Below are 23,798 nucleotides of genomic sequence, written 5' to 3' on the forward strand. Positions count from 1 at the left end.
TTAGACTTTATATTTCTAAAATTTTTACTTTTATGACGTTCATGGGGATACATTTCTTTATTTTTCTGTTACTATATGTACAAATACAGTTATCCTAACCCCGATGATAACCTTTCGGTGGGGTGGATAGTCCTATTACCTCTAAGGAGTTGAGAATCATGGCACAGAAGGTGCGCATTATTCTGGAAGATGACCTCGACGGCGGTCCCGCAGACGAAACCGTACGCTTCGGTCTCGACGGCGCTCTGTACGAAATTGACCTCTCCAGCGCAAACGCAGCACGCCTGCGCGACGCTATCCGTCCCTTCGTAGCGAAGGCTCGTCGCTCTCAGGGCGGCACCAACCGTCGTGGCGCTGGCCGTGCAGCAACCGGTACCGCTCCCAAGCGTAACCCCGAGATCGCTGCAATCCGCGAGTGGGCACAGAAGAACGGTCACCCCGTTTCTTCCCGCGGCCGCATTCACCAGCACATTCAGGATGCATACTACGCAGCTCTGAAGGCTGAGGGCGAGAACTAATTTTTATCGATTCATCTCGTTGAATCGCTAGAGTGAACGGGCAGGGTACCCCCTGCCCGTTTTCTTTTTAATAGTTTATGCTCTGCCACCCTGTATAAGCGGCTGAGCCTATAGATATCGTGGAATCGAAACAAGCCGAGGAGTGTCGACAGTGCGGTCTATAGTGCAATACCAATAGGCTTATATATAGTTCAAGGATTCGGCTGTATTTCGGCAGCTATTAGAGCCCCTGAATGTTCGGTGTGGACTGCTGTGAAAAGTTATTGTCCGCTGAACATTTCATGAACCATAAACTATTGCGGAGTGAAGTATTCACTGTTCTAGACAACGCCTCTCCCACACCCCGGTAAATCTCCGCTCGATTCTCCCCACACACCGCGTCACAGAACCCACCGGATATCCAAGCGCAGAATCCCAGCTGCAGAGCCTCAGAAGCTCGGCGCGGAAACAAGCCGCGTACCTGTATCTACCCCGAAAAACCGGTGTTTAAGTACGCCCACAGCTAGATAGAGCGCTATATTTCCCTTGATGGCGAACAGGGCGCGCTTTAGCCGGTAACCCACGGATTTTTTGCGTACTCTTGTATCAAGTCATTATTCCAAGGAGTGCGCAATGTTTGAACGCTTTACCGACCGTGCTCGGCGCGTCGTGGTGCTTGCCCAAGAGGAAGCACGCATGCTCAACCACAATTACATTGGTACCGAGCACCTTCTGCTCGGTCTCGTTCACGAGGGTGAGGGTATTGGTGCCCGCGCACTCGAATCTCAGGGTGTCACCCTGAACGCTGTCCGCGAGCAGGTGCAGGATATTGTGGGCCAGGGCCCGCAGGCACCGACCGGTCACATTCCCTTTACTCCGCGCGCCAAGAAGGTTCTTGAGCTGTCCATGCGCGAGGCCATTCAGCTCAACCACGGCTACATCGGCACCGAGCACATTCTGCTGGGTATGCTGCGCGCTAATGAGGGCGTAGCAATCCAGGTGCTGGCAAAGCTGGGCGCTGAGCCCGCCGCCGTACGCCAGTCCGTCATGGATCTGGTCTCCGGCTACCCGGGCAATAACGAGTCCAAGGAAACCGCCGGTGTTGGTGCGGGCAACTCCCGTGAAGGCACCCCGGCAGGTTCGACCATCCTGGATCAGTTCGGTACCAACCTGACCGCCTCTGCACGCGAAGGCAAACTGGACCCGGTTATCGGTCGCCACCAGGAGATGGAGCGCGTTATGCAGATCCTCTCCCGCCGTACCAAGAACAACCCCGTGCTGATCGGTGAGCCCGGTGTGGGTAAGACCGCCGTGGTGGAGGGTCTGGCTCAGGCTATTGTTCACGGCGATGTTCCCGAAACCCTAAAGGATAAGCACCTATATTCTCTGGATATGGGTTCTATGGTTGCTGGTTCTCGCTACCGCGGTGATTTCGAGGAGCGCCTGAAGAAGGTGCTGAAGGAAATCCGCCAGCGCGGCGATATTATCCTCTTCATCGATGAGATTCACACCCTGGTGGGTGCTGGTGCGGCTGAGGGCGCTATTGATGCTGCCTCTATCCTCAAGCCCATGCTGGCTCGTGGCGAGCTGCAGACCATCGGTGCCACCACCCTGGATGAGTACCGTAAGCACATTGAGAAGGACGCCGCTCTGGAGCGTCGCTTCCAGCCCGTGCAGGTGGATGAGCCCTCCCCCGAGCTGGCTATCCAGATCCTCAAGGGCGTGCGCGATAAGTACGAGGCTCACCACCGCGTGACCATCACCGATGAGGCTATTGAGACCGCTGTGAACCTCGCTCACCGCTACATCTCCGATCGTTTCCTGCCCGATAAGGCAGTGGACCTGGTTGACGAGGCTGGCGCTCGCCTGCGCATTAAGCGTATGACCGCACCGGCTGAGCTGAAGGTTCTGCAGGAGCAGGTCGCTAAGCTTGCCGACCAGAAGGCACAGGCTGTTGCAGCCAATGACTTCGAGAAGGCTTCTGAGCTGCGCGAGAAGGAAGAAGCAGCTATTGCTGAGCGCGATGCTGTGGAGAAGAACTGGCGTGAGAACGGTGGCGACGCATTCGGCACCGTGACCCCCGAGGTTATTTCCGATGTTCTCTCCGCCTCCACCGGTGTGCCCGTATACCGTATTACCGAGGAAGAGTCTTCGCGTCTTATTAAGATGGAAGACGAGCTGCACAAGCGCGTTATCGGTCAGGACCACGCTATTAAGGCACTGGCTCGTTCGATCCGCCGTACCCGTGCGGGTCTGAAGGATCCGAACCGCCCGGGTGGTTCCTTTATCTTCGCCGGTCCCACCGGTGTGGGTAAGACTGAGCTGGCAAAGGCTCTGGCTGAGTTCCTCTTTGGCGATGAGAAGTCCCTAATTACTCTGGATATGTCCGAGTATCAGGAGAAGCACACCGTTTCCCGTCTGTTCGGTGCACCTCCCGGCTATGTCGGTTATGAAGAGGGTGGCCAGCTGACTGAGAAGGTTCGCCGTAAGCCCTTCTCGGTGGTGCTTTTTGACGAGGTTGAAAAGGCTCATGCTGACCTATTCAACTCCCTGCTGCAGATCCTTGAAGACGGTCGTCTGACTGATTCTCAGGGTCGCGTGGTGGACTTCAAGAACACCGTGATCATTATGACCACTAACCTTGGTTCCCGTGATGTGAACCGCCGCGTGCCGGTTGGTTTCCAGGCAATGGACGATTCGGATGCAAGCTACGAGCGCATGCAGTCTCGCGTGATGGAGAACCTCAAGGAGCACTTCCGCCCCGAGTTCCTCAACCGTGTGGATGACATTATTGTCTTCCCGCAGCTGAGCGAGTCTGAGATTCTGCAGATTGTGGACCTGTTCGTGGGCCGTTTGGCTAAGCGTCTGGCGGATCAGGATATGTCCATTGAGCTGACCAATGCAGCTAAGGTTCTGATGGCCGCTAAGGGTTATGACCCCTCGATGGGTGCTCGTCCTCTGCGCCGCGAAATGCAGCGCAATATTGAGGATGTTCTCTCCGAGAAGATCCTGTTCGGCGAGATCAAGCCCGGCGAGAAGATCATTGTGGACGCCGAGGGTGAAGGCGATAACGCTAAGTTCACCTTCTCCTCGACCCCGATGAAGGAGCTGTCTCTGGATTCGGTTGCTGCTCTGGAGGCGGAGGCTGTTGTTGACGCTGAGCAGATCACCGAAGAGGCTGCTGAGTAAGACTGAATAGATAAGTGCCCCGGTACGTGCTGTGCCGGGGCACTTATCTATGCTCTGTATTCTCTGCAAGCTATTCCCCTCGTAACCAGCCTTCCTTTACCCGCGGTGAGTGTTTACATTTCGTAAACGTTTACATATCGTAAACACTCACCCTATACTGGATATATGTTGGATGAGCAGATTTTAATACCTGAGTTAGAACGTGTAGCGCAGAGCTACAATATGCAGGTTATTCGAGATTCACGGGGAGAACACCGCTTACAGTTGCCCGATAAGAGCACCCTTCCTCTGGATGCTTCTCTGGCACCGTATACATCGGTCTCCCTTATCGACGCTCATCGTCCTCAGCGAGGTGACAACCCGGTATATATTTTTGAACGTGTAGGGAGCAGCCTGGCGTCTGCTTTGCACGAGCGGGAGATCCAATATATTGATCGAGCTGGTAATGCGTGGATTCACACTCCAATTTTTAACCTATGGGTCGAGGGTAAAAAACACACTCGAGCAGCTCACCCCCGTCCCCGCACACGAACTAGTCGCACCTATAACAGACCCTTTACAGCTGCGCATCTTAGGGTTCTTTTTGTTCTCTTGGCGCAGGAACCGTTATTGCAGGAGTCTGTACGTACTATTGCTCGTGCTGCGGGAGTATCTGCAGCTATGGTCACAAAGACTTTCCAAGTCTTGAGAGCGCAGGGATTCTTGCTGGAATCTGCCAGGGGTAGAGTCTTGGAGCACCGTACTCTTTTACGCGAGCGTTGGGTACACGGGTATCTTAATACTCTGCGACCTACGTTAGAACAAGGTAAGTATAGTGGCGTACCTATAGCTGATTTTGCCCAGTATGCGCAGGCATCTCAGGAGTATCGGGATATGCTCAGCGGAGAGTATGCATTGGAGCAGGCGGGAGCCGATATCCGTGCTGCAGAGATTATCGCTTACGCTGAGTACCCTCCTGTAGAGATTATTCGAGCTCTTCGTCTTGTACCGGATTCTCAGGGGAAAATTACAATTATTCAGCCCTTTTGGAATCAGGAGTACATACAGAATATTCCCAATATTTTGGTGTATGCGGATGCGTTGGCTAGCGCAGATAGTCGTGTTGTAACCGCGGCTCGTAATTTCTGGAGGCAGAATGCAGAGGTTTAACAACCTATATAGCGAACCTGGCCTTCAGGCTCTACAATCCATTATTCGAGAAGCTGATAGTGTTCTAGGGGCAGGTACCTATATGGTTATTGGGTCCTTTGCACGTGATATCTATGCTCTCTGGGAAGCTGGTGGAACTCAGAGTATTCGTGGAACCCAGGATATTGATTTGGCCTTCGCCTATGCAGATTCAGATAATTTGGAGTCTCTCCAACATTTTGGTGAGCCTACCAATGGGACAATTTCTCGTATGCTTGGTCCTTACCAAGTCGATATTCTTCCTTTTAGCAGGAGCCAAGAGGGGATTCAAGAATATCGCGGTGAAGAAGGTCAAGCCTGGATAGTAACCGGGCTGAGAGAAGCATTTGAGCATTCTGTTCTTAAAGACATAGGGACAGGTCTTCAGATACGTGTACCCACTTTGGCAGGGTTACTGGGTCTCAAATTGATTGCTTGGGGTACTCGAGGGTACGGTGAATCCAGAGATGCCCAAGATTGGGTGTACCTTTTGGATTGTTATCACCGGCTCATAGATGAAGATTCTCTGTATAACTCTGAATACTTTAGTGGTGATCCTGTAGGTACCGTCGGGATTATGGCTGCTGTGGATGTAAAAAATATATTTGACAGTAGTAGTCTTAACGCGATGACTACAGTTCTGCAGGATATGCGTTATCAGAGGGTCTTGGAAGGGTATGTCGAGCGGCATGGACTGAGCGTACCTGACATATATCAGGCTTCTACACCGAACTTGTAGGTGTATAAGAGTATGGGTGGGTAGAAACTCTATGAGTTCCTACCCACCCATATAGATTTTAGAGACTGACCAGGGTATTGGTTTCGCGGATGAGGGAGTCGGCTAGTAGGGAAGTGTAGCAGCGGTCAATCTGCTCCTGGGCAGAGCCCAAAGCACGCAGCTGCGCAATAGAACGACGAAGCTGCTCACCCGCATCCGAATCAAGTAGCTGAACCACGTCGGAGTCCAGCACAATATGGGCGGGCAGGTGCGCAATATCAACACTCATATCCGTGAGCAGCGCCCGCGGAATGGGGGAGTGTGCCGCTCGAACCACCGCCATCATTGCCCCGCGCAGCTGCCTGTCGGTACCGGCCCAGCTTTGACCCACGGGCGTGTACTCCGCCTCGGGGCAGCCGGCAGCACGCCAAGCGCACATATCGCGCACCGGGCATAGATCGCATTCGGGGTTTTTAGCGGTGCAGATGAGAGCCCCCAGCTCCATGACGGACTCGTTCCAGAGCACCGATTCTCCCAGATCATTAGGCATGAGCGCCTCGGCAAGCCGGGTTTCTGCCGCGGTGAGGGATTTAGAGGGGAGTGCCTTCGCGCTAAAGAGCCGGGCGTGCACGCGGCGAATATTCGTATCGATGACGGTGGCGCGGCGACCGAAGGCAAAAACGCTAATAGCGGCGGCAGTGTAGGATCCGACACCGGGTAGAGCCAGCAGCTGGTCATAGTCGGCGGGTACTTCACCTGTGTGTTCTTCAACGATGGCTCGTGCCGCATTGTGCAGGCGTTGGGCTCGGCGCGGGTAGCCTAAGCGGCCCCAGGCACGCACTGCTTCCCCGGGTTCTTCACCGGCGAGATCGGCGGGGGTCGGCCAGCGGCGCATCCATTCTTCCCAGACGGGTAGTACTCGCTTAACGGGGGTTTGTTGGAGCATGAATTCGCTGACCATAACTCCCCAGGGGCTGCATTCTGCGCGTCGCCAGGGTAGGTCGCGTGCATTGGCAATGAACCAGTTATTGATCAGGTGGTGGGCGCGTTCAATAGTGTTGTGGTTCGGGAGAGTCTCTGGGGCGTTTTTTCGCATTGCTTTAGGGTACGCGATATGTATGCTTTTGCCCAATTAGGTGGACCCAAGAGCTGAGTTGTAGCGGGACTGCACATAAAGAATATATAGGGAATGCTCGTTCTCTTATTGCGCTATACGGGTTGTCATAGTGGCTCTCTACGGAAAACTAGAAGGACGATCGAAAGGATAGGATAGAGTGCTTGCATTCTATACTTTCGAGGGTAGAGGAGGGTTTCAAAGAGTGTATAAAAACAGTTATCCTTAAGAGTATGAGTGAATTCCGCCCTGAGACCGATTCTGTGTATGCAAAGCGCCGCCTGACTCTTGTTGTAGCGTTGCTGCTGGTTCTTGCATTGGCTTTCGTTGTTGGCACCTTTGTACTGGGTCGCCAGGCTAATTCGGGTAGCTCTCAGGCGGAGGCAACGGTCACTCCTTCTATTTCTACTGCACCCTTTGCGAATTTTAGTGCCCGCCCTACTCCCAGTATTGATCCTTCAGCTTCTGCGAGTGCTAGTGTGGCACCCAGCCAGTCGGTAACGGTGAGTGTGCCTGCATCCCCGAGTGCTGGTGTCAGTAGTGCTGCTGCGACTGTGAGTGTGGCACCCACTCCGAGCGCAGCGGCTACCAGTGCTAAGCCGAGCTCTACGGCTCTTGTGGCGTGCGCTGCTTCTGACTTGCAGGTGATAGTGGCTCCGTCTAAGACGGTATATGCTGCCGGTGAGCAGCCCAGTTTCCGCGTAACCTATACGAATACGGGCTCAACTCCCTGTACTATTGCTGCGGAGAGTGCTCCGGTGGATATTCAGGTGACCTCGGGTAGTGCGCGCGTGTATACGAAGAGCATGTGTACTCCGTCGAATGCCCCGAAGGGGCAGTTGCAGCCAGGTGCTGCTCAGGTAGGCGACTATGCCTGGGATCGCAATATTAATGTGTTGGGTTGTAATGCTCTTAAGCCTGCCCAGAAGGGTTCGTATTGGGTGGTTGCCAGTGTGCAGGGTGTTAGTTCTCAGCGTGTGAATTTTGTGCTTCAATAGCAGTGTATAGAACTATAGCTAAGCCCCGGTATAACTTATACCGGGGTTTAGCTATAGTTGAGACGCTTTAGGAGTTAATGATGTGTACGGCGCGTTCTTTCGCTACCTTTTCAATATCACGGATTTCCATGATCAGCGCTTCGTGGTCTTTGAGCCATTGTCCTGCTTTGGAGTAGAAGATGTCCTCTGCTTTGCGTACGATGCCTGAGGATTCTTGGCAGGTGTAGTCTGCTTGTGCCATGGCTCGTTCTTCGGCATTGGCTGGGGTGCCGGGTGCGCGGTAGTGTCCAAATTTTTGTTCGGCTACTTTGGGCGCGTCGCCGAATGTTTTAACGTCGGGGTATCCTGCTTGGTTCATGCACTGAGGATATTCCTTATTGCTACGATATAGTACACCTATTTCTTCATTGGCCCCAGTTTTACTTCCCACGTCTAATAGCTCATTGGTTAAGTTAGTATATTTTAACCCGTTTTCAATAGAGCCATATACTGCTTGGGTAGCATAACTGGTGCAAGAATCTGTAGTCATACCGATAATGGCTCCGCTATTTAGCTTGTAGGTTATAACCTTTTCTTGTTCTGAGCTATCTCCAGCGAGGGCAAGCCTATAACCAGAGTCTTCGGGTTCTTCTAGTACGGAGTCTGAGTAGGTCCGCAGATATCCGTATGTGAGCTCATCACCGCCGGTGAGTACGGCATCACCATTTATGGATGTGGCAACACTGCGTGAGCCACCGATATGTTCTTGGTGATGGTAAGTGTATCCCTTTTCCTTCATGCATTCTTTTATTTTGAAGGAGTAAGCGGATGAGATATCTGGATCTGGAGATGCATATGAGTCCAAGGTGGTACGTACATCTCGTGGGATTTCGACACTATTTTGGGCACAGGATGTGCATAGAAGCAGTGCAGTTATTAGAAGAGTATTTATTTTCTTCATGATGCTATACCCCTATGTAGGTGTGGTGGGAGAAAATTTTTCTCCCACCACGCAGTTTTTAGAAACACACAGTTCGATACATGTGATCGACCTTATCATTAGCATGGTCACCGACGTACCACATAATCTGACCAGCATTAAGCTTGAAAAGATGTTCTTCAGTAACCCAGGTGTGGGTGCTAATGCCAAGCAAGCAAATGTTAGTTTCATTCTTGACGGATGACATCATGTTATCCGGCACATCAATGTACCACGCCGGACCAGAACGGGTCAGTTCGCCCTGGAAGTTAACGTGATCGTAGGCATGGAAATCCGCACCAGCAGGAGCCACGGACCCAGTCAGAACCGCCGCCGATACCGCAAGAGCAGCACCGGTCTTCTTCATGATTGCGGGAGGGAACATTGTTCCTTCCTCCTTGATCTCAGGGGCATAAGCACCTTGGCTTATTCCTTGTGAAAGCATCTCGTGCTTCATGCCCGAAATTTTATAACAGGGTGAGTAATACCTTGTACTCACCATGGTAGGCAGTAAGATCACAGAAAGACAATCACACACAAGCCAACATCCATTACAGCAGTTGGCAAGAAATTGTTACAATCGTCACTAAACAACATCAAATAGATATATTATTATACAAATTTATGTGAAAAAGTAGACAAAAATCATTAATTTTCATCACAATTTTTTTCTATATATGGACTTAATATTTCGTTAAAAACCACATAAACCCACGGGTTCTCACATAAAACCACAGTGCATATTATTGCAGGCTCACAGTATCTGGAGTCACCCATGCACAGACAAAAGCACCGATTTCACTATCGGGACTTTTCACCTGGAGCACATCTGCCGGGCTCTAGTACAGGAACTTCTCCAGGCTGCTCTCTGCCATGCGGGAAAGGGACTCTCGAATAGTACGAGCACACTGCTCGCCTGCCCAGAAGGGTTCGTATTGGGTGGTTGCCAGTGTGTAGGGTGTTAGTTCTCAGTTTGTGAATTTTGTGTTGCAGTAGCCTAGGGCTGCTAAGGTAGACCCTCGGGACGCAAGTTTCGGGGGCTTTGTGCTGTTGCGAGGGCGGGGTAAGAACTTAACCCACTAGTGATTTATAGCACTTAATAGAATTTAAAATATAGATGAGTGTCTATGTGGTGAATTTCCATGTCAAATAGCGAATAATTTTTGTGGAATTTGATATTGTTTGATCCATTTATAATACTCGGTCTATATAGATAAATATGAATATATAAGCCTTTTGTTTCTGTGCACCTATTGACACCCCAATATCTTATCGACTAGGGTTATAGGCAACAAATTTATTGATAGTGATGTACCTCAATGATTTGTAACACTGAAGTTGGTCATGTCGCCAGCTTTTAAGACTTACGAGTGGGCAATGGTTGCCCGGGAAGGAGTGGCTGTTATGGTTGCTCAGAAGATGATGAAGGCTTTGTCGCTGCTGGGTGCTTCTGCACTCCTGATGGCTGGGGCTATTGGCCCCGCATCAGCAGATTTCCATGCTTACGAGCATGCTAATTTTCAGAACCAGATTACTCAGGTGAGGGGTGGGCATTGGTATATTGACGTTCCGGATGATGTTGTTTCTTCGGTGAAGAATTATACTGACACCTGTTACACTGGCCGTGACAATCTCTGGTATGGATCAGTGTTAGTTATTGAGCTTAGCCCTGGTCAGGATATGCGCAATCTCTATGGGGGAAATGATAGGATTAACTATTTTGCACAGTGCTGGTTAGGTGCTTTGTAAAGTTACCTGTTTTCCATAAAGTTAGGCTGGTGGTGATTTATGATGAGAAAAATAGCCCTTTGTGCAGTTTCTGCTTTGCTTATTTCCTCTTGTTCAACTTCGCCTAATGAAGAGCGCGTGTCGCAAGATGTCCAAAATATTATGAGTTCTTATAAAATGGGAAGCCAAGATATTGATATTGCTCTTGAGCAAGAGTATAAGAAATGTGCCCTTGAGCGCGGTAGAGCGTATACTCCCGGTGGTGTGAAGATCGGGAAAGGGGTCGCAGATCTTGTGAATACAGGCGCTGTTCTATACACGGAAGAAAAAGCTCGGCAGGGCTATCCCGTGACGATTCTCCCACAGGAATCTCAGGGTTCAAGGTATGAAGAAGACGACAGTCCCTATGATCCGGATAGTGTGGTTTCGTACAAAATACCGGAGAGTGGTGAGGTGTCTATGAACCCGAAAAGCTGCCGAGGGATAGCTGCTGCACGTGTATTTGGCACAATAGAAAAGCATCTTAAATACACGAACCTAATTAACGCTCTGGCGATGGTAAACCAGAAATACGGTATTGCTGAAGAGATTGGCATTCTCTATAAAACGGGTAAGGAATATCCCGCGTGCATGTCTGTGGCCGGGTACTCCGAGGTCAACTATTTTGGTGCGGCACCGCAGGTGGCTGCTAAGAAGTTCGGTCAGTACCGTAGTGAAGGTGAAGAGGCCAATGCTGAGGAACGCGCCCTAGCGCAGGCTGACTATAAGTGTCAGCAAGAGAGTGGTGTGGTGCGTAAGGCCGAGGATATTTTCTATTCTAAGGCTGCCCAGTGGTTCAAAGAGCACGAGTCGTTGATTTTTGAGATTCGTGATATTGAGGCTGAGGCTAAGGAACGCTCGATCAAAATTATTAACGGTGAGCTTTAGAAAAGCTATATGCGCACGGGTGAAGCCTGAACTCCTGCTGTGGGGTTTCAGGCTTCACCCCTGTGAGGTGGTGGTCTAGTACAGGAACTTCTCCAGGCTGCTCTCTGCCATGCGGGAAAGGGACTCTCGAATAGTACGAGCACGCTGTTCACCCACACCCTCAACAGCTCGTAAATCTTCCAGAGATGCCGCCATGAGCGCCTGCAAACTACCGAAACGCTCCACCATGCGCTCAGTAATGGCACGGGGCATGGTGGGAATACCATCGAGCAGGCGATATCCTCGAGGATGAAGAGGGGCTTCCATATCTATATCGTCAAAACCTACAACACGAGCGACAGTTTTAAGGTCGACAATATCCATGTCATCAAGGTTTTCTAGCGCCTGCTGGGCTGCAGCGATAGTCAATTCATTGGCGTCAGGCAGGTAGTCGCGCAAGATAATATCGCTGGTAGAGCTCTCAGGATTACGGAGCTCTTCAAGCTGCAAAGAAACCAAGCGACCATTAACACCCAACTCCAGCACATAATGGCTCACCTCGGCAATAATACGGCGCACCATTTCCATACGCTGCAAAGTCAACGCAACATTCGTGATCGTCACCGTCGACTCAATCTCCATGGACGAAAGCTCCGTCAACACCGTGCTTAGACGTCGAGTGTAGCTTTCCAAAGTCTGAATAGCCTGGTTTGCGCGACTCATCAAATATTGAGTGCTTTCAACGGTGTATCGAGTGCCATCCACATAGACAGAGATAACCGACATAGAAGCACTTACCGAAATCACCGGGAAACCGGTCTGAATAGCCACACGCTCCGCCGTACGATGGCGAGTGCCCGACTCATTCGTATCAATACTGGTGTCGGGCGAAAGCTGAACCGCAGCGTGCAGCAGGCGAGTACCCTCACGATTACAAATAATCGCGCCATCCATTTTGGCAAGTTCACGTAGGCGGGTTGCTGAGAACTCAGTATCAATACTGAAACCGCCCGAAGATATAGAAGTAACAGTCTTATCCGATCCAAGCACAATGAGAGCGCCGGTACGACCTCGAAGGATTCGTTCTAATCCTTCACGAAGTTCTGTACCGGGGGCTATACGAGCGATGGTCTTGAGAAGAAGTTCACTATATCTTGTCTGCACTCTACTAAGTGTACTCTTCTTAGCACAGGTGAGAGGGAGCTACTGAGGGTGACAGGGGCTCCAAAGGTGCTGCTTTAGAGCCCAGCAATGTAAGAGTATGCACTGTGGTTTCATGTGAGAATCCGTGGGTTTATGTGGTCTTTGACGAAATATTAAGTCCATATATAGAAAAAATGTGATGAAAATTAATGATTTTTGTCTACTTTTTCACAATAATATGTTGATTAATTTAGCTATTTATTACTAAATACATGCGATTCTTATAATTTGATAACATTTACTCTAGTGAATGTGGCTTTCCGTGTGCTTGCTTTTTCAGAAGTCTGCTCTCTAGCATGGTGAGTACAAGGTATTACTCACCCTGTTATAAAATTTCGGGCATGAAGCACGAGATGCTTTCACAAGGAATAAGCCAAGGTGCTTATGCCCCTGAGATCAAGGAGGAAGGAACAATGTTCCCTCACGCAATCATGAAGAAGACCGGTGCTGCTCTTGCGGTGTCGATGCTGGTTCTTACTGCTTGTTCCTCTTCCCCCGTCCAGGAAGTTCCTCAAGATATACGATCTGCTCTCGAATCATATGGAAAAGAATCATCTGATATTGAAGTGGCATTCAATATTGAAATGAAAAAATGCATGGATTCAAAAGGGAAAAGATTTATTCCACGAGATAATAGCATAACATTTTCAGGATCTGATGTTATCAATAATGGAGCCCGTATTCCCTCAATGGAACAAGCAAAATATGGATATAAATCTACATACAATGATTCTTTGATAGAGAGTAGTGAATCTGACATCAATCAAGAGGATTATAATCCTGCAGATGATATATCATACGCCCTCAGCTACGGCCCAAAGGTCGCCATCAACTCAAAGTCATGTGCGGGAGATGCATATAAAAAAATATATGGATCTATTGAGAATCGCCTAAAATATTCAAGCCTGATTAATGAAATGCTTCATATATCACAGGAGTATCATATAACTGAAGATATTATGCATCTTTATCAAAATAATAAAGAATATCCCCAGTGCATGGCGACTGCCGGGTATCCTGATATTAGTGTCTTCAGCCAAGGTCCAGCAGTAGCTGAACAAAAATTTGGTCGCTACCGCGCACCCGGCACCCCAGCCAACGCCGAAGAACGAGCCATGGCACAAGCAGACTATACCTGCCAAGAATCCTCAGGCATCGTACGCAAAGCAGAGGACATCTTCTACTCCAAAGCAGGACAATGGCTCAAAGACCACGAAGCGCTGATCATGGAAATCCGTGATATTGAAAAGGTAGCGAAAGAACGCGCCGTACAAATCATTAACAATCAGAGCTAAAAAGAGTATAGTGAGATGTAGAACACGAAGGGTGTGCCTCCCATGACGTTTGGGTACACCCTTCCTACAGCTCTACCCGGGTACAAGAGTGCCCACGCGGATCGAAGGAGAGAGCCGTGAACAATGGAACGAAAAAAATAGTCCCGGAAACTACCGGAACAGCTTCGGCCCGTAGAGCCCGAGGCTGGCTGGTACCTATCCTCGTTATTCTGCTTATTATCACCGGAGGTTTCTCCGTCTATGCCCTCGTAAGCGGAGTGAACACCCATATACAATCCACCCGAGAGCCCGAACGCGCCCAAAAACTAACGGTGCCCCTCCGAACCCAAACCCTCATTCGCTCCTATAGCTCCGAAGTGCAGATAACACCTGCCCACACTCGGGATATTACCCTGACAATACCCGGTGTAGTGACCCGCCCCGGAGCGGCAGCTGGCACGATTCTACACAATGGCGATATCGTCAGCACCATTAATGAACGACCCCTCTTTATCTTTAGCAGCGACACCCCGGCATACCGCGACCTGGCGCCCGGAAGCGTCGGTCGAGATGTACACGCCCTGCAAGTAGCCCTCGAAAACCTGGGGTACAGCATCTGGGATACTGAAGGGCACTACGGCGAAGCCACCGCTAACGCCATCTACTCCCTATACATTGACCGTGGATACGCTCCCCCCGCAGATATAGACGATGAGAACCGTTACTCCACGCCCTTGCCTCGTGCTGAATACACCCTCATGGAAGGCAACGACTACAGCGTCATGAATAGCTGCGGTGTTAAGGGTGCCCAGGTGAGTGGCAGCCTCTGCACCCTGCACGATGGTAATTACACCCTGGCTCTGAGCGCCGATAATAGCGATACCGCACGTGAACTGGCACCCGGCCAACAGGTGCGGATTAGCGGTGCGGGAGAAACCATCCAGGGCACCCTGGGGGAGCAGACGAGTAGTGCCCAGACAACCCCCTCTACTAACTCTGCGCCCGGCCAAGCTGCTGCCGCTGCTCAACAGGCACCGGGTGCTGCAGCCCGCCCAAGCTTCAGGATTAATGCTGCTCTACCCCAGGGCATTACCCCCCAGGCAAAGCTACGCGCAAACGTTATTATTCAGCAGAGCCCTGATAACGCTCTCACCGTTATGGAATCGGCGATAGTCGATCGTAATGGTGTGCGTGAACTGGTCCTTGAAAATAATGAGCGTGTAGCCATTAGTACCGGTGTGTGTGCCCAAGGAGAATGCGAAATTACGAACCCTCCGGCATCGCTGCGCGCAGGTCTGAAAGTAAAGCTGCGCGAGGACAGGAATGAGATGGGGAAGGAGCCGCGTGCATGAGCCTCCGCCCCGATACTGCTCGCTATGCCGTGGAATGCGAGAATATTTCCCGATATTTTCCGCCCGCAACCTGGGCTCTTAAAGACGCCAGTTTACGCATTGCCCCCGGAGAGTCCGTCGCCATTACCGGGGCATCCGGTAGTGGAAAATCCACCCTGCTCTCCATTATCGGTTTATTGGATCAGCCCACCGAGGGGCAGCTGCATATTCTCGGGGAGAATATGAGCCGCGCAAATGACCGTACTCGCACGCGCGCCCGCAAAGAACATATTGCCTTCGTATTTCAGGCATACCATTTGATTCAGCATTTAACCGCTCTAGAAAATATTGTGCACACGCTGACCATGCGCGGTATTTCAACGCACGATGCGCAGGAACGAGCACTACAAGCTCTAAGCCAGGTTGGTTTGGATCACCGCCTGCACGAGTACCCGAAAAATATGTCTGGCGGTGAGCAACAGCGTGTGGCAGTTGCCCGCGCTCTAGCGTGCCGACCGGCTATTCTACTCTGCGATGAGCCGACCGGTAATTTGGACACCGAGAATTCCCATAGGGTTTTAGATTTGCTGCTCTCCGGCTCTACGGATCGGCAGTCCTTGGTGATTATTACCCATGAGCCGGATATCGCTCAGCGTTGCGATCGTCAGATTTATATTCGTGACGGTCAGATTATGAGCGATAGTGCCGTACAGATAACTACGCACAATGCTCGGAGAGAGGAAGCAGCTCATGGCTAAGATACTTTCCTACGCTCTGCTAAGTGTTATTCGACGGTACAAGCGTAATATGCTGACTATTATTGCCATGCTAATTGGTACCACCACTATTATTGGGTTGGTCGGTATTTCTGAATCCTCTGCCTTGCACCGCATTAAGCATTTGGACGCTTATAGCGCCCAGGTGATTGGTGTGCGCCTGCAGATTGCCACCTGGGATATCCCCGAAGAGACTTTGCAAGAGCGCATAGCGCAAATTCCTGAGATTAACGGTGCCGGTACGCTCACCATTGACACACACAATACGAGCTACACGGTGAAGAATCTAAGCGGAACTATTACCGAGAACCCGCCCTTTGCGGTGGTTTCTGCGGAAGGCTTGCGCGCCCGAGAAGCCTATCTGACGGAGGGTACTTTCGCTGAGCCAGCACCCGGCCGTGAAGACCAGGCTGTGGTGTATGTGGGTGCTGCCCTGGCGAAGAATATTGGTGTGAGTGCGGAGCCCGGGCGTAACCATATGATGGTCAATGGTTCCGAGGTGACCGTGGCGGGTATTGTGCGCGATGGCCCTAAGAATAGTGCTCTGTCCACTGCGCTGATTGTACCCACGCGCAGTACCTATTTTGAGAAGGCGCACCAGCAGATGCGTGCCCTGGAGGTTCATGTGAACCCGGGTAGTGCGGATGTGGTGGCTGCGCAATTGCGCACTGTGCTAGATCCGCAGCGCCGACCGGAGGACACTAACCTGGATATTCCTCCTTCCCCGGTTGCTTTGCGTGAGTCCTATACGAGGGATTCTCGTACATTGACGACTATTATTTTGGCGGTGATGATTGCGTCGACCAGTTTCGGTATTGTGATGACCATGCAGATTTCCGTGTGGGAGCGCCGCCGTGAGATCGGTATTAATCGTGCTCTGGGTATGAGCCGCGCGGATATTGCCGGTGAGTTTTTAGCGGAGTCTGCTGTGCTCGGTGCACTGGGTGCCGTGGGTGGTTTTATCGCCGGTATTTTGTTGTGCTTTGGTGTGTGTGTTGCCAATGGGTGGGAGCTGTCTCTACCGCCCATTATTCTGGGTATCCCCGTGTTGGGGGCGCTGGTTGGTATGTGTGCCGGATGCCTGCCGGCCTTTGCTGCCACCAAGGTCGAACCCCTGGAACTACTTGCCTAATAACACCTCGGGCCACCGCTGTATACGGTGGCCCGAGTGCTATGCGCTACGCTGAGCGATAAGAGTGCTTAGGTTTGGGGGAAAAGCAGATTCAACGCCTCCCCAATACTGGTCACCTCGCGGACACTAACCCCCTCGGGAACCTCCCCAACCCCCTGAGGAGAAGCAGGCACTACCACATGGGTAAAACCAAGCCTTCCCACCTCGGCAATACGCTGACGAATACCCGGAACAGCACGAACCTCACCGGCAAGACCGACCTCACCAAAAACAGCCAACTTACGCGGAAGGGGCTTATTCTGAGCGGCAGAAGCCAATGCCATCACGCACGCCAAATCGGCAGCAGGCTCCGCAATCTTCGCACCGCCCACCGTAGACACATAACAATCCAAAGACCCCACATTCAAACCAGCACGGCGCTGCAAAACAGCTAACAACATTTGAATACGCGGAGAATCCAAACCACTCACCGTACGACGAGGAGACGGAGCCACCGCCTTATCCAACAGAGCCTGAACTTCAGCCAGCAGAGGGCGACGACCCTCCATTGTCACCGTAATACAGGTACCAGCCACCGGGTGAGGAGTACGCGAAACAAACATACCCGAAGGATCCAATACCGGGGCGATACCGTCCTCGTGCATATCGAAACAACCTACCTCATCCGTGGGGCCGAAACGATTCTTCACCGCACGCAACATACGCACATTCGTGTGCTTATCGCCCTCAAATTGGCAGACAACATCCACCAGATGCTCCAGCAGGCGAGGGCCGGCAATAGTGCCTTCCTTCGTCACATGACCCACCAGCAGAGTGCACATATTGCGCGCCTTCGCCTGCGCAATAATCGAAGCTGCGACCTCACGTACCTGAGTCACACCGCCGGCAGAACCATCCACATCTGCAGAAGCCAGAGTCTGCACCGAATCAATCACCAACAGAGAAGGATTAACCTGCTCAATATGAGCCAGAGCAGTACCCAAATCGGTCTCACTGGTCAGGTACAGGCGATCGGCCACCGCGTGAATACGGTCGGCGCGAAGCTTGACCTGAGCAGCAGATTCCTCACCCGTAATATAGAGGACATCGTGAACGGTCGGAGCCTGCGCAGCACGAGAACCCGGCACAGCTTTGGGAGGTTGCACAGGTACTTTCTGACCATCAGCCAGGGCGTAGCCACGAGCAAAAGTCGCCGCCACGTCAAGAAGCAGAGTGGATTTACCCACGCCGGGTTCACCTGCCATGAGGATAACGGCTCCGGGCACTAGACCGCCGCCGAGCACACGATCAAATTCGGGGTTGCCGGTACTCATATAGGCGGCGACGGTGGAGTCTACCTCTTTGATAGGCTGGGCTGGTTTTTGCACGCTGCTGGCTGCAACGGTGCGGGCGGTGGTGACGGCCGCGGCGACTTCTTCGACGCTGCCCCAGGTGCCGCATTCTCCGCAGCGACCCACCCATTTGGAGGTGGTCCAGCCGCATTCGGTGCAGCGGTAGGCGGGTGAATTCTTGGATCGTGCACGATTAGCCATGGCATTATTCTACGGTGTATTCGTCACAGCCCGCCCATTATTTCGTTACTAGCGTGGGGAACCTTGATTTGGCGAAGCGAGATGAAAAGTATAAAATATATGAGGATGTTGGCTTTAGACCATATTTTGATATGTGATGATAGTCATATATTTTGCCCAGGGTTTTGAGGGCTCTAGTTTCTGAGTGGTTGATAGCTAAGTAAATATTTCATTTTTTATGGATCTGACCAGTATTTATTGTACATCATCTATATTTCTAGTGGTAAATATAAAAATTTCTTTATATATAAATTTACTTTCTCTTCTTAAGGGTATCCTTGCTTTCTTGATTAGGGTCTGTGTAAGGTAGTTTCACCAGCTCGATTAGGACTGTATCCACCGAAGTTGATGTGCCATCCGTCAGGGGGTTCACATCCCACAGAGTGAGGTAAATATTATGACCCTTAAGAAGATGACCGTTTCGGTACTCGCATTGCTGGTGGGGTTCTGTATGACCCCTAACGCTAATGCAGACTACCATTCGATGAACGCGAATTTTGAATACATTGTGGTTTCTGCGGGGTTGAACCCCAGCAACCAGGAAGACCGTAATCTGATTCAGAGCGCTCTTGAGAAGACCGCAGAAGAATCTGGCGAAAGTTACGAAGCGATTGTGGAGCGCGTAGCTTACGAGTCGCAGAATGCAAAGCCTGATCAGGAAATGTTGGCAGGAGGGAATGTCCAGGCGTATCATGTGGCTCTTAGGGCTCCTCGTTATGTTGGCGATGTCTTTTACTCGTCAAACAGCACGTTCGGTATTCAGCATGGACATACTGGGATTTATGATTCCAGCTTCTCCTATGTTGAGGCTACGAGTCCGCATATTCGTCGTGTAAATGCGTACTGGGCTGAAGCCCCTGCCCCGGCTTTTAAGTATTATGTGGGCTGGGATCGCCAGAGTCCTAATAAGTATAAGGCTGCAAATTTTGCAGCTGCTCAGGTTGGTAAGGGCTATAACTGGTTCTTCTGGAATAATAAGACCATTTATGCGTCGACTTATAATTGTTCACAGCTTGTTTGGGCAGCTTATAAGCAGACGGACCCGAAGGTTGATTTGGATTCCAATGGGGGTGCTGGTGTCTATCCTCTTGACATTAAGAACTCGTCGTGGCTCCATGAGTACCAGCGTATAGGCTAGGTGATTAGATTGTCGTTTCTAATAAACGACAAGTTGGCAGTGATGGCTAGCCTAATTTTTAGGCTAGCCATCTTGTCATCTTGTCTTATTATTTCTCTCTCTGGATGTCATTCGTTTCAGGGTAAAGATGTTTCTGATAACCCTGGAATTGCACTTAAGAATAGTGCAATTGTTGTATCGATAGCAGGAGATTATAGAGGATATAAACATCCTGGAGGTGGAGTTGCCTTCTATGACCCTCAAAAAAATGAATGGTCTAAGCTAAGCAATGCTGGTGCTCAAACTTCAGATATTGATTTCCGAGACGGAAAACTATACTTTGGAGATTATGATACTGATTATATATTGAGTGATACCCTGGTAAAAATTCATCGGGGCTATGATTCTCCATATAATGAGAATGTTAAAGGTCTTAAGGACGGTGGGTTTGTAGCTGCGAAAAATATTAAAATGACAGATGATGGGTACGGATATGAATATCGTATTGTTGAAAGTCATGATGGGCAGACGAGTCGTAACTACCCCTATATGGCATGGATTTCAAGCTTGCAACGGTGTGAAGACGACAGTATGTGGTCAGTAGTAGCTGAGTACACGAGGGATTCGGACAAGTATCCCTATTCTTTTGACTCTCCCCTGGTTCTCATTAAGGTAACGCCTCAAGGTAGTGAAGAAGTCGTTCTGCGGCAGGAGCTTCACGCACCTCAGGGGGGTGCATTCTTTCAATGTATAGGTCATAAGATCATTGGAATTCAGGATATATACAGTAGTGAGAATAAAGAGAAAAACCTTGGCCCCGAGGATGCTGTAGGGTCAATTCTAGTTATTTTCGATACTCAAAAAAATACGGTTCAGCAAGTTCGAATTTCTGGATACAAAGCTCAACGTATTAATAAGGATATGTTTCAGGCTGAGATAGCTGAGCCGTGGTATTCCAATGGAGAAATATACTGGATTAGTGGAGACGGTGAAGTTATCTCGACCAATATTGAGACTGGAGTAAATACTAAGCGTTTTGATCTTGATAAGTCAACATTTGGTAAGAGTCCCAGTGAGGTAAAAGATCAAGGTATGTTCTACTGGGGTAACGGTTATCTTTACAATTTATATATGGATGACTCGCTAAACCATAATATCCTTAGGATATATGATATTAAAAAGGGAGAAGTGGTTAAAAAGCAAGAGATTCCAAAAATTGATGAAGTTGTTTCCAAATCGCAGTTCCCATACAAAATGATCGTAACAAACGAAAAAGAACTGCTGAAGTCATAAGCGAAAGCTAATAGGTGGGGGTGTCTAATATGCATTAGACACCCCCACCTATTTATCGCGGACTCTAAGAGATAAGACCCTGGGAACGGTACACCGCATCCCAAGAATGCATACGATCAGATAGCGACCATTCAAATCCAGCCTCGTGCGACCAGCGGCTCAACATAGCAATAGCTGCAGAACGTACAGACTCCCACTCCTCAGAAAGAAGCGCAAGAACCGGGGCAGGTTCTAGTGCCGGAACTGCAGAAGCCTCCCGACCCTCCAGAACAGCCAGGGCAGCCTCGTGCACCCTAGAAACATGCTCGGCAATAGCGGCGCGCACAGAGTTCAGGCTCTCACGGACATGCTCACCCATGACAGCAGAAATCAAGAAAGACGCCAGGGGAGTGGAGAGCATCTCAAGAGGCATAACAGCGCCCTGCATACCGTAAAGCTCCAGCGCACCACCGCCACGCTGCACCGTAAACACATCCGGCGCCAGTAGCACCGCAGGAACAGCCGCAGCCATACTAAAGACCATCGGATGATAGCGAGAACTCAGATTCAACAGAGCACCAGAATGCACCCGAACCGCCATATCGGTATGAACAATAGGCAGCTGCACCGCAGAAGTCTGCATAAAATGAGCCACGCGAGCATGAACAGCAGCATCCCCCGTGCCCTCAGCACGCAAACCATCACGAGCCTGATCGGGATTACCCATATGCGGCAGGAAAACAATAGAGCACTCATAGTCGCGGGCGCACTGATCCAAAAGAGCCGCAAGGGAACGAGCCTGAGTATCATTGAGCTCATTGAGAGTAACGCAGATATACCGCTCGGGAAGAGCGGGAATCTCAATACCGGCAGGATAGGTTAGCTCTATGGAACCCGGCTCAAAGAGCAGAGCATCGTCACCCGTATAGAGAGTCGGTAGATTGCGGTTAAGAGCCCACTCAAAAGAGCCGCGCTCACGCGCAGCACTCAGAGAGGCACTGTGCAGTAAATCCTCCAAAATATGTGCATCGGGAGGAGAAAGAACCGGGCCAAAGGACTGGCCGGTAACCACCAGCGGAATAGCACGATGGCGGGCGATCAGAGCGATAATGGCACGCTCAAAAAGCAGCCAGCCATAGCGGGAATTTAGATTGCCGCCACCGGAAATATGCACGCCATCGCAGGAAGAGACGTCATCAATAAAGCGCTCAATACGAGCCCAATCAATAGAATGCTCAATTGCCCAGACGGGAAGCTCTTTCTTGATATTATGCTCTAGAAAGTGATGAATAAAATCGAAGAGTTGTTCTCTTTTTGCTGGTTCATACGGTGCTTCAAGAGTCGGAATGTACTCATAATCCCCACCAATATACCGGGTAGAATGCTGCACATCGCGCGTGGTCAGCACCGGGCTGTGACCGTGCTCAGCATAAAAACGAGCCGAAGCAATAGTCATTGCCTCATCGCCCACATGGTATACAGGCTGACCAATATCGCCAACCACCAAAATACGCACGATTACCCCTCTACACTCTAAAGAATTCTGTCAAAACTGCTACTACAAGCGGCGGAAAAGGCGCTGAAGCTTACCGCGCCAGGAAAGATTGTGTTCCAAGCGCGCCAGACGCACAGAGTCATGCCCGGTACGTTCCTCCAAAACCTCCAGGCGGGAAGCACCCGAATTAAGCTGATGCTCAAGAGCATCCAGGCGCTCATTCAAACGATCCAGACGTTCCAAAATATCGCGGGATAGCTGATGGCTGTGGGCAATGCCGCCATCCAACTCATTAGCGTAATGAGCCTGAGTCAGCAGGGGGGCAAGAGCCGCAAGATGCGGGCGGGTGCCGTCCTTGCCGGCAGGGCTACCCGTAGGAGGCGCAAGTTGCGCAATATAGGCGCGCAGAGCCTCATCACGCACACGGGAATCGTAGAAGCGGTGTTCATCGGGTCGGCTAATACTATTAGCGGTTGCACCCGAAGCCTGCGGACGAATACACCAATAGGCAAGGGGCTCATTGATTACCAAAATCTCAGCAACCTGCGCCGCACGAATATTGAACTCCCAGTCGCCAACCACCGGCAGAGACTCATCGTAATAGCCGATCAGCTCATGCAGGCTGCGGCGATACATGACACCAATGGGCACCGCGCGATTGGTGCGAGTCAAATAGTGCAGACCGAATTGGTGAATATCGCCGTGCAGTATTTCAGTGCGCTCCAGCTCAAAACCATCGGGAGTCTCACGCTCAAAACGCTGCACCACGCGCACAGAGGATAGATACGCATCGCTCGCATCCAGAGCCTGTACGCTCACCTCAAGGAAGCGGGGATCCCACAGGTCATCGTCATCATGAATGCAGATATAGGTGGAATCGGTAGCACGAATACCCACATTGGAGGCGGCCTCCATACCCAGGCCCTCGGTGTGGATAATCTGCGCGCGGCTCGCCAGGGGACTAAGTGCCAGCACCTGCTCAGCTCGCTCACGGTCGCCACCGTCATTGACAATACATACCTGGAAATCCTGGAAAGTCTGCTCGGAAATATCCTTTAGAGCGCGCGCTAGAAACTTAGGGCGGTCCTTGGTTCGGACCACAATAGCAACGGTAGAAGTCATGGGTCTTTCGGTGGTTGGAGCCAATGGGTGGTGTGTATGTGGGTGGCACCTTGAAAAGGTACATAGTTAACTGTGTCTGATAAGGGTAAGGAAAGCTAATTTTACAGGTAGATTTTGCTCACAGACGCGGTGAACGAGGCGCTGAGGAAAGGCTTATAGATGCCGGGTATGGAAAAAGAGCCACCCGCCGTAGCGGGTGACTCTCTCAAGTTTAGGGATGCCGGGTTGGG

The 23,798-nt window shown here is 50.8% G+C and carries 20 protein-coding genes; 13 read left to right on the forward strand and 7 right to left on the reverse strand.

The window, feature by feature from the left end; genetic code table 11:
* Positions 1-158: 158 nt before the first annotated feature.
* From Q4P78_RS00850 to Q4P78_RS00865, 4 genes are all read left to right on the forward strand, one after another.
* Positions 159-518, forward strand: coding sequence for an Lsr2 family protein (locus Q4P78_RS00850; RefSeq protein WP_303338413.1), 360 nt, complete (start codon positions 159-161; stop codon positions 516-518).
* Positions 519-1,130: 612 nt separating this feature from the next.
* Complete coding sequence (locus Q4P78_RS00855) at positions 1,131-3,686, forward strand: ATP-dependent Clp protease ATP-binding subunit (RefSeq protein WP_303338414.1); 2,556 nt, start codon at positions 1,131-1,133, stop codon at positions 3,684-3,686.
* Positions 3,687-3,851: 165 nt separating this feature from the next.
* Positions 3,852-4,835, forward strand: a complete 984-nt coding sequence (locus Q4P78_RS00860) for a type IV toxin-antitoxin system AbiEi family antitoxin (RefSeq protein ID WP_303338415.1) — start codon at positions 3,852-3,854, stop codon at positions 4,833-4,835.
* 82 nt (positions 4,836-4,917) lie between these two features.
* Positions 4,918-5,592 (forward strand): hypothetical protein, encoded by a 675-nt coding sequence (locus Q4P78_RS00865; RefSeq protein WP_303338416.1) that lies wholly within the window; start codon positions 4,918-4,920, stop codon positions 5,590-5,592.
* 58 nt (positions 5,593-5,650) lie between these two features.
* Here the strand turns inward: Q4P78_RS00865 and Q4P78_RS00870 are convergent, their stop codons facing one another.
* On the reverse strand, positions 5,651-6,667 hold the full coding sequence (locus Q4P78_RS00870) for an A/G-specific adenine glycosylase (RefSeq protein WP_303338417.1): 1,017 nt from the start codon (positions 6,665-6,667) through the stop codon (positions 5,651-5,653).
* Between the two features lie 251 nt (positions 6,668-6,918).
* Between Q4P78_RS00870 and Q4P78_RS00875 the strand changes: the two genes are divergently transcribed.
* Entirely contained in the window at positions 6,919-7,683 is a 765-nt protein-coding gene (locus Q4P78_RS00875) for a hypothetical protein (RefSeq protein ID WP_303338418.1), read from the forward strand.
* Between the two features lie 67 nt (positions 7,684-7,750).
* Here Q4P78_RS00875 and Q4P78_RS00880 read toward each other — a convergent pair whose 3' ends face one another.
* Together Q4P78_RS00880 and Q4P78_RS00885 are read right to left on the reverse strand one after the other, a co-directional pair.
* Positions 7,751-8,461: an adenylate cyclase gene (locus tag Q4P78_RS00880; protein ID WP_303338419.1), complete on the reverse strand. Its 711-nt coding sequence runs from the start codon at positions 8,459-8,461 to the stop codon at positions 7,751-7,753.
* A gap of 220 nt (positions 8,462-8,681) precedes the next feature.
* Positions 8,682-9,098: a hypothetical protein gene (locus Q4P78_RS00885; protein ID WP_303338420.1), complete on the reverse strand. Its 417-nt coding sequence runs from the start codon at positions 9,096-9,098 to the stop codon at positions 8,682-8,684.
* 947 nt (positions 9,099-10,045) lie between these two features.
* Here Q4P78_RS00885 and Q4P78_RS00890 point away from each other — a divergent pair.
* Positions 10,046-10,390, forward strand: a complete 345-nt coding sequence (locus Q4P78_RS00890) for a hypothetical protein (protein ID WP_303338421.1) — start codon at positions 10,046-10,048, stop codon at positions 10,388-10,390.
* 117 nt (positions 10,391-10,507) lie between these two features.
* Positions 10,508-11,296 carry a hypothetical protein gene (locus Q4P78_RS00895; RefSeq protein WP_303338422.1) on the forward strand — a complete coding sequence of 263 codons (789 nt, stop codon included), beginning with the start codon at positions 10,508-10,510 and terminating at the stop codon, positions 11,294-11,296.
* Between the two features lie 75 nt (positions 11,297-11,371).
* Here Q4P78_RS00895 and disA read toward each other — a convergent pair whose 3' ends face one another.
* Positions 11,372-12,439: a DNA integrity scanning diadenylate cyclase DisA gene (disA, locus tag Q4P78_RS00900; RefSeq protein WP_303338423.1), complete on the reverse strand. Its 1,068-nt coding sequence runs from the start codon at positions 12,437-12,439 to the stop codon at positions 11,372-11,374.
* Positions 12,440-12,819: 380 nt separating this feature from the next.
* Here disA and Q4P78_RS00905 point away from each other — a divergent pair, with 380 nt between their 5' ends.
* The 4 genes from Q4P78_RS00905 to Q4P78_RS00920 all read left to right on the forward strand — a co-directional run bounded on the left by Q4P78_RS00905 (position 12,820) and on the right by Q4P78_RS00920 (position 16,991).
* The gene (locus Q4P78_RS00905; RefSeq protein ID WP_303338424.1) at positions 12,820-13,773 is read left to right on the forward strand and encodes a hypothetical protein; all 954 of its coding nucleotides are present in this window, start codon (positions 12,820-12,822) and stop codon (positions 13,771-13,773) included.
* A gap of 311 nt (positions 13,774-14,084) precedes the next feature.
* Positions 14,085-15,104 (forward strand): peptidoglycan-binding protein, encoded by a 1,020-nt coding sequence (locus Q4P78_RS00910; protein WP_303338425.1) that lies wholly within the window; start codon positions 14,085-14,087, stop codon positions 15,102-15,104.
* Positions 15,101-15,841 carry an ABC transporter ATP-binding protein gene (locus tag Q4P78_RS00915; protein ID WP_303338426.1) on the forward strand — a complete coding sequence of 247 codons (741 nt, stop codon included), beginning with the start codon at positions 15,101-15,103 and terminating at the stop codon, positions 15,839-15,841. Before Q4P78_RS00910 ends, Q4P78_RS00915 begins: the two co-directional genes overlap by 4 nt.
* Positions 15,834-16,991, forward strand: a complete 1,158-nt coding sequence (locus tag Q4P78_RS00920) for an ABC transporter permease (protein ID WP_303338427.1) — start codon at positions 15,834-15,836, stop codon at positions 16,989-16,991. Before Q4P78_RS00915 ends, Q4P78_RS00920 begins: the two co-directional genes overlap by 8 nt.
* 68 nt (positions 16,992-17,059) lie before the next feature.
* Here the strand turns inward: Q4P78_RS00920 and Q4P78_RS00925 are convergent, their stop codons facing one another.
* The gene (locus Q4P78_RS00925; protein WP_303338428.1) at positions 17,060-18,523 is read right to left on the reverse strand and encodes a DNA repair protein RadA; all 1,464 of its coding nucleotides are present in this window, start codon (positions 18,521-18,523) and stop codon (positions 17,060-17,062) included.
* Between the two features lie 436 nt (positions 18,524-18,959).
* Between Q4P78_RS00925 and Q4P78_RS00930 the strand changes: the two genes are divergently transcribed.
* Both Q4P78_RS00930 and Q4P78_RS00935 read left to right on the forward strand, forming a co-directional pair.
* On the forward strand, positions 18,960-19,700 hold the full coding sequence (locus tag Q4P78_RS00930; RefSeq protein ID WP_303338429.1) for a hypothetical protein: 741 nt from the start codon (positions 18,960-18,962) through the stop codon (positions 19,698-19,700).
* 42 nt (positions 19,701-19,742) lie between these two features.
* Positions 19,743-20,972 (forward strand): hypothetical protein, encoded by a 1,230-nt coding sequence (locus Q4P78_RS00935; protein WP_303338430.1) that lies wholly within the window; start codon positions 19,743-19,745, stop codon positions 20,970-20,972.
* A gap of 64 nt (positions 20,973-21,036) precedes the next feature.
* On the opposite strand, the gene Q4P78_RS00940 is transcribed toward Q4P78_RS00935, so the two are convergent.
* Together Q4P78_RS00940 and Q4P78_RS00945 are read right to left on the reverse strand one after the other, a co-directional pair.
* Entirely contained in the window at positions 21,037-22,467 is a 1,431-nt protein-coding gene (locus Q4P78_RS00940; protein ID WP_303338431.1) for a polysaccharide pyruvyl transferase family protein, read from the reverse strand.
* A 42-nt stretch (positions 22,468-22,509) separates the two neighbouring features.
* Positions 22,510-23,568 (reverse strand): glycosyltransferase family 2 protein, encoded by a 1,059-nt coding sequence (locus Q4P78_RS00945; RefSeq protein WP_303338432.1) that lies wholly within the window; start codon positions 23,566-23,568, stop codon positions 22,510-22,512.
* Between the last annotated feature and the right edge of the window lie 230 nt (positions 23,569-23,798).

The sequence above is a fragment of the Rothia sp. (in: high G+C Gram-positive bacteria) genome, assembly GCF_030540545.1.
Taxonomy (GTDB): Bacteria; Actinomycetota; Actinomycetes; order Actinomycetales; family Micrococcaceae; genus Rothia.